This window comes from Planococcus ruber, assembly GCF_022819085.1.
In the GTDB taxonomy this organism is placed as follows: Bacteria; Bacillota; Bacilli; order Bacillales_A; family Planococcaceae; genus Planococcus; species Planococcus ruber.
Genome location: NZ_JALHAG010000001.1, coordinates 392,210 through 405,572, shown reverse-complemented (window position 1 = coordinate 405,572; position 13,363 = coordinate 392,210). Strand labels below are relative to the sequence as shown.

The following is a 13,363-nucleotide window of genomic DNA, read 5'->3' as shown; positions in this document are numbered from 1 at the left end:
CATATTTTCGTTTATTGTCAGAAGTCTGACCTGTCTTTTTTTAAGCTCTTGGATGAAATTGTGTATAGACGTCTTTCAGCCTTGTTTTGCTGACATGGGTATAAATTTGAGTTGTCGAAATGTCTGCATGGCCGAGCATTTCTTGTACAGCCCTTAAATCTGCCCCATTTTCAATTAAATGAGTGGCAAATGAGTGTCTAAGTGTATGCGGTGTCAACTCTTTTTGGATGCCAGCTTTTTGGGCATGCTGTTTGAGCAGTTTCCAAAATCCTTGGCGAGTCAGCCGTTTCCCGCGTTGATTGATGAACAGGGCATCGGTTTTTGTTTCCGGTTTCACTAATTCTTGCCGCGGGCCATCCAAATAGAGTTTGCATGCATTCAAGGCTGATTTTCCGAGCGGAATGATCCGCTCTTTTCCGCCTTTGCCAAAGCATCGGACAAACCCCATCGTCAGATTAATATCGTCTATGTTTAAATTAATGCACTCGCTGACTCGCATGCCGCTTCCGTATAGGAGCTCCAGCATCGCCTGGTCGCGGATGCCGTTCGCTTTTTTTAGATCCGGTGCCTGGATTAATGCATCCACTTCTTCAATCGTTAAGACATTCGGCAATTTCTTTTCCATCTGCGGCATTTCCAAATGGACGGTAGGGTCGTTGTCGACTACGCGTTCTCTTATGAGAAATTGATGAAATGACCGAATGGAAGAGATATGGCGGGCTACCGTCCTTGACGTTTTTGTGTTTTCTTTTAAATGGCGCAAATGGTTTAAGATATGTACGCGTTCCACTTTTCTCAACGATTCCAATTGCTCGACTTCTTTTAAGTAATGCAAATAACTTTTTAAGTCACGTTCATAGGAAACAAGCGTATTGGCTGCCAGCTGCCGCTCAACCCGCAGGAAATGCAGATAATCATCTAACGCATCTTGTGCATATTTCATAGTATTCCCTCCTATTCAAAAATAGAAAAGGAAGGATGACCATTAAACGGCCGTCCTTCCTTTTCTCACCAATCATTGGGATGGATCTTGTGAGCTGCGGTCATGGCAACGCCAGCAAATGCCATGAAACGTGAGACGGTGGTCTTTAATTTGGAAATTCCACCGTTTTTCTACAACGGCCTCCACATCTTCAAGCAAGTCTTCCTGTATTTCGTCTACTGCTCCGCACTCTATACAAACTAAATGATGATGGAAGTGAGCTGCGCCTTCCTGGCGCAAATCGTAGCGTGAAACTCCGTCACCAAAATTGATTTTGTCGACAATTTTTAACTCAGTAAGCAATTCCAATGTCCGATAAACAGTGGCCAATCCGATTTCCGGTGCTATGTCTTTCACTAACAGGTAGACGTCTTCCGCACTTAAATGGTCCTCTTCATGGTTTAACAAGATTCGGACAGTTGCTTCCCGCTGTGGCGTCAGTTTGTAACTCGCAGCGTGCAACTGTTTTTTTATACGGTCAATCCTAGTTTCCATGCGACGCCCTCCCCTAAACTGCCTTCATTATATCAAAAGACAGTTCTCATTTACAACAAATACAACCATTCTTTATTAAGAATGATTATAAATAAGGAGGCGATCAATTCTCAGTTGAAATTTTTTGTTTTGCCCATAATACTGCAAAAGCCGTTTTGGCATCATAAATCCGGTTTTCCTTCATTAATTGCTCCGCTTCTTCAATTGTCACTTCCAACAGTTCCACAAATTCATCCTCATCCAACACCGCTCCCGAAGTAGATTTCTTAAGTCCCGTCGCGGAATAGAGATGAATCACTTCGTCTGCGAATCCCGGCGAAGTGGAAAACGATTGGATCAATTCAAGATGGTCGGCAGAGTAGCCCGTCTCTTCCTCCAACTCACGCATCGCCGTGTATTTCGGGTCTTCGCCTTTTTCGATTTTTCCAGCCGGAATTTCAATGATGGTCCGCTCTAACGCTTTCCGGAATTGTTCCACCATGATTATTTTATGGTCTTCCGTGATAGCCACCAACGCGACAGCTCCCGGATGTTCGATCAATTCGCGCTTGGATTGGTTGCCGCTCGGCAACATTACCTCATCCACTTTCAAGTTAATGATTTTCCCTTCGTAAATTCTTTCCGAGTGAATCGTCTTTTCTTCAAATTTGCTCATGTTCTGCCTCTTTTCATTTGTGATTTCTCTATGGCAAAGTATACCATAAGGAAAACGACAAATTAAACGAGGTGCAATGATGAAAAAAAGAACGTTGGGGACAAGCAATATCCAAGTGAGCGAAATCGCCTTCGGCTGCATGTCGCTGCCGCAGGAACTACAGGAAGCTCAGGCGATTATCGATGCCGCCGTTTCATCCGGCATCAATTATTTCGATACGGCCGATTTGTACAATAAAGGCAGGAACGAGGAATTGATCGGTAAATTGCTGAAGCCTCACCGCCAACACGTTGTCCTTGCCACAAAAGTCGGCAACCAATGGAACCCTGATTCGGAAGAGGTGAAATGGAACGCCACGAAACCCTATATTCTGGAACAGGTGCATAATAGCTTAAGACGCCTTCAAACGGATTATATTGACCTCTACCAGCTTCATGGCGGGATGATCACAGATTCAATCGACGAAACGATTGAAGCGTTCGAAGCCTTGAAAAAAGATGGATTGATCCGGGAATACGGCATCTCGTCGATCCGCCCGAATGTCATCATGCAATATCTTGAAAAAAGTGACATCCGCTCGATTATGATGCAATACAGTTTATTGGACCGCCGCCCTGAAGAATATTTGGAAGAGATCCAAAAGGCTGGCCGTTCTGTCGTTACGCGCGGCAGCCTGGCAAAAGGATTGTTAACCAACGAAGGAATAGCGCGCGCAATGAAAACAGGCAGCTATATGGCATATCAGGAAAGAGAGCTTACGAAGACAATAAAGCAATTGATGGAGATTCATCCGAACCTTCATGCACTTTCATTGCACAGCGTGCTCAAACAACCCGCCATCGCTTCCATTGTCGCCGGCGCAAGCTCCCCTTCCCAAATAGAAGATACGGTGAAAGCGCATGAAACAACCGTTTCGCCTGAACAGATCAAAGAAGCTTTAAGCCGCACGAAACAAGGCCGTTACCAAGAACATCGCGATTGAGCGGGTGCCCGCTGCTAATTTTGACTTATGGCCTTTCCAACCATTCAGTCAACCCTGTCGCAGTCAAAACAATCGGAGGTGTGCACGATGAAAAACCTTACTTCTATAGAAGACACCGCTCAGTTCATTCAACAACCCGGCTTGAATTTTCTTTACATCTTAAGCCCGTCTTGAAGCGTTTGCCATGCGCTGCTTCCTCAGGTTGAGGAAGTCTTTGAACAATTCCCGAAAATCCAGACCAGAACAGTGGATATCGCAGCTCTGCCAGAACTTGCTGGAGAACTTTCGATTTTTACCGCTCCAGTTCTGCTGCTTTTCGATCACGGAGCGGAATTAGTGAGAGAAGCCCGTTTTGTCCATATGGATGAGTTTGAACGAAAAATCGAGAGGATTTATCGCTCTTATTTTGAGTAAGCTTTACTTTTTGAAAATGACCGCAAACCATCGGCCTTTCAGGCCGGTGGTTTTTCTTCTTCCCCCTCGTTCCCACCCCTATTTTCATTTCAAAAAAGCTATTTATTTGATGAAAATGTCATTATAACTAATTCAAAAGAATCATTTTACGTAAAATTAACTAAATATTTTAATTATTTATAGGCTCTTTTATGTGGTTTTATGTTATTATCAAAAACAATAAGTTATTTGAATATTCAAAATAAACTTATCAATTTTTTACAGCTAGTTGATTCTTTTTTCTAAATGGCTGGATCACTTATAAGGAGGATGGATTATGATAAAAAAATTCTTTACTTATGCAGCAGCTGCCGCAATGACTTTTAGCCTTATTGTTCCCGTACCAGCTTTAGCTGCTGAAACAGCGTTTACGGAAGTTTCGCCGGCAAACGCTGCCACAGATGTCTACCGCAATGCTACTTTAGAAACAGTTGTTCAGAACGGCGAAACGGTAGAAACTGTCGAATTCATGCAAGGAGATTTCAAGGATGTTTCTACTGCCGGCATTAAAGCGAAATCGAACGTAGCGGGTGAAGAAAAAGAAGCTACCGATGCTAATAAAGCCGAGTTGGCTGCGGATGATGGCAAGTACTACACCACATCTTCCGATCAAGGAGATTCTTTCCAGACTTTCGAAGTTGATACCGGCAAACTTGAAAAAGGAGGATCTGCTGAAATTAATTGGCAAGGGAAAACATTGCCAGATTCAACGCTTTCCATTTCCATCTGGGACCATTCCAAAACCGAATGGGTGAAAGCCGAAGAAAAGAAATCCGACAGCAAAGGAAGCGAAATTAATTTCTCCATTAAAGTTTCGGATGCAAAATTTATGGATGCCGGCAAAATTCTCGTAAAAGTTCAAAACGAGCTGAAAAATACCGCTCCTTCTAAAGAAGAATTTTCGTTATTATGGTTTACAGATACCCAATTCTACGCAAGGCTCTATCCGGAAAATTGGGATAAAGTCACGGACTTCATCATCGATCAATACAACAAAGACCGCTTTGAATATGTGATCAATACCGGGGACTTGGTGGATACCCCGGACAGCGAAAAAGAATGGGCTGTCGCCAAGAAAAACCTGGACCGAATGGATGCAGCGAATATCCCATACGGCGTATTAGCTGGAAACCACGATGTGCAGCACAAATCCGATATGCGCATCGACTACACATACTTCCATAAGTATGCCGGCGCTGACCGGTTCGAAGGAAAATATTGGTACGGCGAGAATATGAACAATAACCAAAACCATTATGACTTGATGACCTTAAACGGCCACGAGTTCATCTTCGTCTACCTTGGATTCGGATTGGAGAACAAACCGGATACCCTCGCTTGGGCGAATCGCGTACTGGCTGAGCATGCGGATAAAAATGCCGTGCTGAATATGCACCAATATTTAGCTTATGACGGAAGCCTTGATCCTGGCATTCCTACCGTAGTTTACAACAACGTCGTCGTTCCGAATGAAAACGTTAAACTCGTGCTGTCCGGCCATTTCAATGGAGCGAAAAAGAAAATTTCCAAATTGAAAAATGAAGACGGTTCGAACCGGGAAGTGCTGCAAGTCATGGGGAATTATCAAGGCGTAGGCCAAGGCGGGGACGGTTATCTTCGATTCGTCGATTTCAAACCTGAAACTGAAGAAATTGAATTCACGGCGATTTCTGCGATCACGGGAGACATCGACCACTACGAACCCGAAGATTCCTTCACAGGAAAATACGATCTGGTCGACTGGGAACCGAATCAAGAAGCGATCGCCAAAAACAAAAAAGAAGTTTCAACCGATTATGTTTCTGCCGAAATCTATAAGGAAAAAGAAATTGGCATAGATGAGGAACTGGAAAAAGGCAAAGCTTCGGTAGAATGGAAGAAATTGGAACAAAAAACAAAATATTTCTGGTACATGAATGCTTATACGAAGGACAGCGAATTCCGATCAGCTATTTACGAGTTCACCACAGGCACTGAAATAGCGCCGCCAACTCCTGATCCGGATCCGGGCAACGGTGGCGGAACAACACCTGACCCTGGCACTCCTGGCGGCGGTGGAACAACACCTGACCCTGGCACTCCTGGCGGCGGTGGAACAACGCCTGACCCTGGCACTCCTGGCGGCGGTGGAACAACGCCTGATCCTGGCACTCCTGGCGGCGGTGGAACAACGCCTGATCCTGGCACTCCTGGCGGCGGTGGAACAACACCTGACCCTGGCACTCCTGGCGGCGGCGGTTCAACTCCGACCCCAGACCCTGGTCCGGCACCAATTACTTTTACCGACGTAGCGCAGAAATACATGCCTTCCGTCACCTATTTGATCCGCGAAGATATTACGAAAGGCTACTCGGATACTAAATTTGGTACAGGAGATCCAATAAAGCGTGTGGATGCTGCCATCATGTTGGCCAAGGCTCTTAAATTGGACTTGGATGATGAGCCATCCGGATTTAAAGATGTGCCGAAGCGTGGCATCGAATATGTAAATGCATTGAAAGCTGAAGGCATCATCAACGGGAAATCGGCTACAGAATTTGGTTCAAATGATTTGATTACGCGCGGTGAAATGGCGATTATGCTGACAAGAGCTTACCGCATGAATGCCGTTACGAAAGAAACAGCGTTCACCGATGTCGGCGGACGGTATCGGGAAGCTGTTGCTGCGTTAGTGGAGTATCACATCACTAACGGAAAAACGGCCACAACCTTTGGCACAGTTGATCCGATTACCCGCGGTGATTACGCGGTCTTCCTTTACAAATTGAATGATATGAATTGATGGCTTTTAAACAGCTTAACACGCAGCGCTTTTTAAAGGGCTGCGTGTTTTGATTTTGAAAATTCTACTCTATGTTGCACTATATTCTATAGAACAGGCAATTGAAGAATTGCCGAAACAAATTGGAGGGATGGCAAATGGCGGCGGCAGTTAGAACGTTCCCGGCAACTTATTCTAAGGCACCTATCCTTTACCACGGACCAAGAAAAAAGCCATTTTCGGCTGGAAAAGCGATATTGGCCAGTACAGCAGCACTCACTATTGTCGGGGGCTTTATCGCTGACAAGAATAGAACCACTCAAGCTAACCATTCGGATGCCCTGTCGATTTCACTTGGCGCATTTCTAGGTGCGGCCAGTTTATACTTCCTGACTCGCAAAACTTTCGATTCGACTCAGGACATCCAATTGTCCGCGCTTCTGCCTTCGATGTTTTGGGCAGCCCAAGGAATTTGTTCAACGTATAATTCGGATGCAAGAAATACACCCTCGATTTCAACAGATAAGAAAATATGGCTGGATGAAAAATTGGTTTCAATGGCTATGCTTTCCTTGGCCGGCATCGGCTATGCACTGGAAAATCAGCAAAGGGATTAAGCAGGCAAACCAAAAGCAAGGCCGCAAAATTTTTGCGGCCTTGCTTTTTAAGTGATCAAATCTGCAGTTATGTCGTCAATCACCAACACGTCCAAATAATGGCCATTCAATGCAGCCCTGATGCTTTCGACTTTATGGGACCCTTCTACAATGCCAATGACTTCTGGAATCTTTTTGTATTCATCGATCTCCAGGCCAATGACCAATTCATTTAACGGATGGATGATCTCCTCTCCGGATTGGCTATAGAAACGCGATCCGATGTCTCCGATTGCGCCAGCTTCTCTCAACGAATTTAAATCGCCCTCTGTTAAATACTGCATCGTCGTCATCGTCGAGCCTTCGTAAGGATTGCCGAGCCCCACAACTGCCATATCAACGTTGCGCCCTTCTTCCAGCACCATGGCAATATCTTCTGATTCGATTAAGCGTTTTTTCAATTCGGCATTTTCGACCATCGCTGGAGCGTATAGATAGGAACAGTTGGCATTCATTTTTTGGGAAAGCTGATAAGCCAGCAGATTAGAATGGATTTCTACCAGCCTTCTTCCCATCCCACCGACTAACGGAATGATTTTTAGCTGTTGGTGCTGCTCGTACGGGTATTCCTGAACAAACTTAGCCAATGTGCTCCCCCAGGAAATGCCAAGCGACTTTTTTCCATTAAGGTTTTTGGATATGTAAAAAGACGCCGCTTTTCCTAAAGAATGCTTAATCATTTCCGGATCCTTTCCTGCAGCCGGAACCACAATCGCTTCCTTCAAATGGTATTTCTTTTCAAGCCTGTGCTCCAATTCAACCGTATGTGCATTTTCATCTTTAATATAAATTTCAACGATGCCATTTTCACGTGCTTTGTTCAGCAATTTGGAAATCACCGGGCGGGAAACCCCTATTTTTTTGGCGATTTCCGCCTGGGTCAGCCCTTCAAAATAATAGAGTCTTGATACTTTTACAATTTGCCTGCGTTCGTCCCAATTCATCATCAATGCACCTTCTCATTTTAATAAAACTTACAAAGCGGATGGATGGTTACGGAAACCGCCTTTCTCAAAACGGTGTTTCGACCATCCTTTTTACTGCAACGGATTGCCCCTGTGCTATGTCTTGTTCTATTATAGGACGCAATGGCCACTTCTGGCAATTAATGGTGAACGCCTTTTTCAAGCCATGAAATTGATGCTTCATGCAGGCTTTCAGAAATAGTCGGATGCGCATGGATCAACGATGCCAGTTCATCGACTGTCCCTTCTAAGTGCATAAATGCAGAAGGTTCAGCTATCATTTCTGTTACGTGGGTGCCAACCATCAAAACACCCAAAATTTCGCCGTATTGGGTGCCGGCAATCAACTTAGTAAACCCTTCCTTTTCACCTTGCGCCAAAGCTCTCCCATTGCTCCTATGATCGATTCTTACCACCTTGTAATCTATTCCTCTCCTCTTCGCTTCTTCTTCCGTTATGCCGACACTGGCAATTTCCGGACTGGTATACACACATCTTGGCACGATTGAATAGTCAATGGTTTCCGATACTCCGGCAGCGTTCGCGGCGGCCACCCTTCCTTCTGCACTTGCTACATGGGCAAGCTGCCATCCTCCAACAATGTCTCCAATGGCATAAATTCCCGGCGCGCTGGAAGCCATCTGATTGTCCACTTTCACAAACGGGCCATTCATTTCGAGATTTAACGCTGCAAAAGAAGCCGTATTTGCGGCTCTTCCAACGGCAAGCAAAATCGTCTCCGCCTCTATTATTTCTTGAGCGCCATTTTCTTTTTCAATTTTCACAAACTGACTGGATTCCTGCGGTTCAATATGCGCAACTTTTGTGTTTGTTAGAACTGTAATCCCTTTCTTTTTCAAAGATTTTGCAAGTGCTTTAGACGCTTCCGGTTCCTCACTTGGTACGATTCTGCTGCCCATTTCGACAATGTGGACTCGGACTTGCAAACTGGCAAATATGCAAGCCAATTCCACTCCAATGATGCCGCCCCCTACAATAACCATTGACTCGGGAATTTTCTCGATATCAAAAATGGTGTCACTCGTGAAATAGGCAGCACTTTCAATGCCGGGAATGGGCGGGATCAGCGGCTTTGACCCGGTCGCAAGAATGAGGCGATCGCCTTTGATGAGCTCTTCCTTATCTTCCATGCGGATAGCGATTGTCCGGTCTTTCCTTACCTCGCCAAATCCTTCATAAACTTTGATTTCGCCTCTTTTTAATAAATAGGCGATTCCGTTTCTCAGCTGTTGAATAACCGCATCTTTGCGTGCAATCATTTTGGAGAGTGAAAAAGACACAGGCCCTGTTTCAATTCCCCATTCTTTCGCTTGTTCAATGGTTTCAATCACTTCTGCGTGCCGAAGCAAGGTTTTTGATGGGATGCATCCCCGGTTTAAACAGGTGCCTCCTAGTTCACGTGCTTCGATTAGCGCCACCCGTTTTCCGAGTTTCGCTGCCTGTATGGCAGCTACATAGCCTCCCGGGCCGCCTCCAAGTACTACCACTTCATAATTTTCCAAAGGAATCTACTCCTTAAACCAATAATTTAAAGGGCTGTTCGAGCACTTCTTTCAAGTCCGTCAAAAAAGCAGCAGCTGGAGCACCGTCGATTACACGGTGGTCAAAGGATAGGCTAAGAACCATCAATGGCCGAAGTTCTATAACGCCATTGTGCCCGACTGGCTTCTCGTTGATACGCCCTACCCCTAAAATAGCTGATTCCGGTTGATTGATGACTGGAGTAAAAGCATCGATGGCATACATGCCCAGATTGCTGATGGTAAAGGTGCCTCCCGACATTTCCTCGGGTTTTAAGCCTTGGCTTCGAGCCGCCGTCCCCAACCTTTTGCATTCAGCAGTCAAATCCGAAAGCCCCTTTTGATCTGCATTTTTCACTACAGGGACAAGCAATCCATTTTCCACCGCAACCGCTAACCCTAAATTGATTTCCTCATGGAAAACGATTTCATTGCCTTCCAGTGAAACATTTAAATTTTTATGAAGCTTTAGAGTGGATGCCGCCGCTTTTAAAATGATTTCGGTATAGGACAGCCGGAACCCGGTTTGTTTTTCAATCGGGCGAAGCAGTTGATTGCGCAACTGAATCGCCTCGGACATGTCCACTTCCGTCGTCAGCGTCACATGAGGAGCGGATGTTTTGCTCTCCAGCATGCGCGCGGCGACCACTTTGCGGATTCCTTCCATTTTCACTCGTTTGCTGCCACTTTCCGAAGCGGATGATGGCTGCTTCATTTTTTCCACATCAGCTCGGTATATTTTCCCTTTTGGACCTGAACCCGTTACGGTCTGCAACTCAATTCCTTCCGCTCCTGCCACTTTTTTAGCAAGCGGAGTTGCTGCCGGTGCAGCTTGTGAAAAGTCTGCCACATCTTTTTGGTGAATCCGCCCTTTTGGCCCAGATCCGGGAACTTTGGAAAGAGTAACGTTTTTTTCTTTGGCCACTCTGCGCGCTGCCGGCGTAGCGCGGATTTTTTCCATCTCCGGCACTCCATCTCCGTCGCCGGTTTCATTTATCGACGCAGTCTCGCTGATCTCTATTTCCTGTAAATCATGCTTAGAAGGCTGCCGGGAGTCGCCCAGTTCACTTAACGCTGCACCCGATTCGCCGGGAGAAGCTTCCGGAACCGTTTCACCGGCTTCGCCGATATAGCCGATCACCTGATTGATCGGAATTTCTTCGTCTTCGGCATAGTACTTTTTCAACAAGATGCCTTCTTCATAAGATTCCACTTCAATGTTGATTTTATCGGTCATGATTTCGAAAAGAGGCTCTCCCACATCAACAGAATCCCCTTCGTCTTTGAACCACTGCAGCAAAGTTCCCACTTCCATGGTACTGCTCAGTTTTGGCATGAAGATTTCTTTTGCCATTCCGTTGCTCCTCCTTCCCTACAATCGATTCAATGTTTCTTTTACCGCTGAGACAATGTCCTCGACGCTTGGGACAGCGGCTTTTTCTAGGTCCGGATTATAAGGGATCGGCACCGCTTTTCCGCCTAGCCGTTTAATCGGAGCATCCAAATAGTCGAATGCCTCGCTTTCTGCAATCATACTGGCTATTTCGCCGCCAAATCCGCCGCGTTTGACCGCTTCATGAACGACGATCAGGCGGCTTGTTTTTTTGACCGACGCAACAATCGTTTCTGTATCAAGCGGCACTAAGGTGCGTGGATCGATGATTTCGACACTGATGCCGTCTTTTTCAAGTTCAACAGCTGCTTCAAGCGCTTTATGGACCATGATGGCCGTCGCGACGATCGTGGCGTCGCTTCCTTCACGTTTGATATCCGCCTTTCCTAAAGGAATGGAATACGGTTCTTCCGGCACATCCGACTTCGTCTTGTAGCAAAGCTTATGTTCATAAAAAATAACAGGATTATCATCATCAATCGCTGCTTTTAATAAACCTTTCGCATCATAGGCGGTGGAAGGCTGCACCACTTTCAATCCCGGCACATGCGCCATCCACGCTTCTAAGCTTTGAGAGTGCTGTGCTGCTGCTCCTGTTCCAGATCCGGCAGGCGTACGAAGCACCATCGGCACTTTTCCTTTGCCTCCGTACATATAACGGATTTTGGCCGCTTGGTTGACCATATTGTCCATTGCAATTGTAATAAAATCAGAGAATTGAAGTTCAAGAATGGGCCGCATGCCGGTCAATGCCGCCCCTACAGCGGTACCCGAAATTGCGGCTTCCGAAATCGGCGTATTGCGGATTCGTTCCGGTCCAAATTCTTCGATCATGCCTCGCGTGACCCCGAATGCCCCACCGTAAACCCCTATGTCTTCACCTAAAATGAAAACGTCTTCATTTTCGCGCATTTCTTGGCTCATCGCTTCTCTCACAGCCTCTAAATACGTTAATTCTCTCATCGAATCCACTCCCCTTTCTTTCACCCTAAGCGTATATGTCTTCCATCAAGTCATCGAGAGTCGGCATGGGGCTATTTTTAGCAAATTCAACCGAATCCTCGATTTCCTTATTTGCTTCGGCTTTTAGTTTATCTGCGCTCTCTTCTGTCAACAATCCTTCTTCGATCAGCACACTCCGGAACTTTGCAATCGGATCTTTTGCCCGCCATTCCTGCTCTTCTTCTCGGGTCCGATACTTTTTCGCATCGCTTTTCGAGTGGCCTTTCCACCGGTAAGTTTTGGCTTCCACTATCGATGGTCCTTCTCCATCCCGTGCCCGGTCTACAGCTTCGCCTACTCCGCTCATCACATCCAAAATGTCATTCCCATCAACCACTTTCCCTGGAATTCCATATGCTTCTGCCCGCTTTGCCACGTCTTCAATATTCATCATTTCTTTTGCCGGGCCCGACATGCCGTATTGATTGTTTTCACAAATGAAGACCACCGGCAGCTTCCAGATAGATGCCAAATTGAGTGCTTCATGGAAACTTCCCTCATTCGATGCACCGTCTCCAAAAAAGCAAAGCACAACATAGCCTTCTTTTTTCAGCTGAGAAGTTAAGGCAGCGCCGGCTGCAATTGAAAATCCGCCGCCAACAATTCCATTTGCCCCTAAATTGCCTTGTTCCACATCCGCTATATGCATCGATCCGCCTTTTCCTTTGCAATAGCCGGTGGTGCGGCCGAATAATTCAGCCATCATCCGGTTGGCCTCGGCTCCTTTGGCGATGCAGTGGCCATGGCCTCTATGCGTACTGGTTATCTTATCCCGAGCTTCCAGCACAGCAATCGATCCAACCGCTGAAGCTTCCTGCCCCACCGCTAAATGGGTCGTTCCGTGAATCATGCCTTTTGCAAAAAATTCATCCACTTTTTCTTCAAAATACCGGATAAGCCACATTTGCTTCAGCAGTGCAGTCAAATCTTTCCCTTTGACTCCAGCCGGTAAATTCACTAACTGGTTCATTTTCATCCCTCCATCTTTACATTTGTTCACACAAGTTACATATGTAATATATTAAGACTTTTCAGTTAATTAGTCAAGCAGGAAAAAGGCTGAACTTCTCTCAAATGGAGATGTCCAGCCTTAGCAGAAGCGCATGATTACTTATTCTTTTTCCCTTTATAAGTCTGCATTACTTTCCTCGAAGAGTTCACGTCTTTCAAAAGCCGGTACGGTTTTTTGATGGTCCGGACCGGAAGAGAAAACAAAAGGTGGCCTAATCCTTCTTTTGACTCTTTTGTCACCCGTTTCGGTTTCGTTGCAATGCGCTCAACTATTTCTTTGTAAAACTCTTTTTTCAGATCCATTTTCAATTCTTTCGTCCGGCCGCATTGCAAACATTTTATGGATTTCATATCGCTGTTGATGTAAGTGATTTCATGATCAACTTCCTCTTTGCAATTAACGCAATATAGACCCGCTTCCATCTTTTTCACTTTCATATTTGAACACCTTCTCGCTCCGTTGTTTG

General features: G+C 45.7%; 12 protein-coding genes. 3 read left to right on the top strand and 9 right to left on the bottom strand.

Annotated elements, in window-relative coordinates; genetic code table 11:
* Positions 1 to 40: 40 nt before the first annotated feature.
* From xerD to MTR82_RS01945, 3 genes are all read right to left on the bottom strand, one after another.
* Entirely contained in the window at positions 41 to 943 is a 903-nt protein-coding gene (gene xerD / locus MTR82_RS01955) for a site-specific tyrosine recombinase XerD (protein ID WP_052651361.1), read from the bottom strand.
* Between the two features lie 72 nt (positions 944 to 1,015).
* Complete coding sequence (fur, locus tag MTR82_RS01950; RefSeq protein WP_052651360.1) at positions 1,016 to 1,477, bottom strand: ferric iron uptake transcriptional regulator; 462 nt, start codon at positions 1,475 to 1,477, stop codon at positions 1,016 to 1,018.
* Between the two features lie 103 nt (positions 1,478 to 1,580).
* Positions 1,581 to 2,132: an NUDIX hydrolase gene (locus MTR82_RS01945; protein WP_246807512.1), complete on the bottom strand. Its 552-nt coding sequence runs from the start codon at positions 2,130 to 2,132 to the stop codon at positions 1,581 to 1,583.
* A 79-nt stretch (positions 2,133 to 2,211) separates the two neighbouring features.
* On the opposite strand from MTR82_RS01945, the gene MTR82_RS01940 reads away from it, so the two are divergent.
* From MTR82_RS01940 to MTR82_RS01930, 3 genes are all read left to right on the top strand, one after another.
* Positions 2,212 to 3,114, top strand: coding sequence for an aldo/keto reductase (locus tag MTR82_RS01940; protein ID WP_246807511.1), 903 nt, complete (start codon positions 2,212 to 2,214; stop codon positions 3,112 to 3,114).
* A 730-nt stretch (positions 3,115 to 3,844) separates the two neighbouring features.
* Positions 3,845 to 6,349 carry an S-layer homology domain-containing protein gene (locus MTR82_RS01935; RefSeq protein WP_246807510.1) on the top strand — a complete coding sequence of 835 codons (2,505 nt, stop codon included), beginning with the start codon at positions 3,845 to 3,847 and terminating at the stop codon, positions 6,347 to 6,349.
* Positions 6,350 to 6,486: 137 nt separating this feature from the next.
* Positions 6,487 to 6,945 carry a hypothetical protein gene (locus MTR82_RS01930; protein WP_246807509.1) on the top strand — a complete coding sequence of 153 codons (459 nt, stop codon included), beginning with the start codon at positions 6,487 to 6,489 and terminating at the stop codon, positions 6,943 to 6,945.
* 47 nt (positions 6,946 to 6,992) lie between these two features.
* Here the strand turns inward: MTR82_RS01930 and MTR82_RS01925 are convergent, their stop codons facing one another.
* From MTR82_RS01925 to MTR82_RS01900, 6 genes are all read right to left on the bottom strand, one after another.
* Entirely contained in the window at positions 6,993 to 7,931 is a 939-nt protein-coding gene (locus MTR82_RS01925) for a sugar-binding transcriptional regulator (RefSeq protein ID WP_246807508.1), read from the bottom strand.
* A gap of 158 nt (positions 7,932 to 8,089) precedes the next feature.
* Positions 8,090 to 9,472, bottom strand: a complete 1,383-nt coding sequence (gene lpdA, locus MTR82_RS01920) for a dihydrolipoyl dehydrogenase (protein ID WP_246807507.1) — start codon at positions 9,470 to 9,472, stop codon at positions 8,090 to 8,092.
* 13 nt (positions 9,473 to 9,485) lie between these two features.
* Positions 9,486 to 10,844 carry a dihydrolipoamide acetyltransferase family protein gene (locus MTR82_RS01915; RefSeq protein WP_246807506.1) on the bottom strand — a complete coding sequence of 453 codons (1,359 nt, stop codon included), beginning with the start codon at positions 10,842 to 10,844 and terminating at the stop codon, positions 9,486 to 9,488.
* Between the two features lie 18 nt (positions 10,845 to 10,862).
* On the bottom strand, positions 10,863 to 11,846 hold the full coding sequence (locus MTR82_RS01910; RefSeq protein ID WP_246807505.1) for an alpha-ketoacid dehydrogenase subunit beta: 984 nt from the start codon (positions 11,844 to 11,846) through the stop codon (positions 10,863 to 10,865).
* Between the two features lie 25 nt (positions 11,847 to 11,871).
* Positions 11,872 to 12,855: a thiamine pyrophosphate-dependent dehydrogenase E1 component subunit alpha gene (locus MTR82_RS01905; RefSeq protein ID WP_246807504.1), complete on the bottom strand. Its 984-nt coding sequence runs from the start codon at positions 12,853 to 12,855 to the stop codon at positions 11,872 to 11,874.
* Between the two features lie 137 nt (positions 12,856 to 12,992).
* On the bottom strand, positions 12,993 to 13,334 hold the full coding sequence (locus MTR82_RS01900) for a hypothetical protein (RefSeq protein ID WP_052651350.1): 342 nt from the start codon (positions 13,332 to 13,334) through the stop codon (positions 12,993 to 12,995).
* Between the last annotated feature and the right edge of the window lie 29 nt (positions 13,335 to 13,363).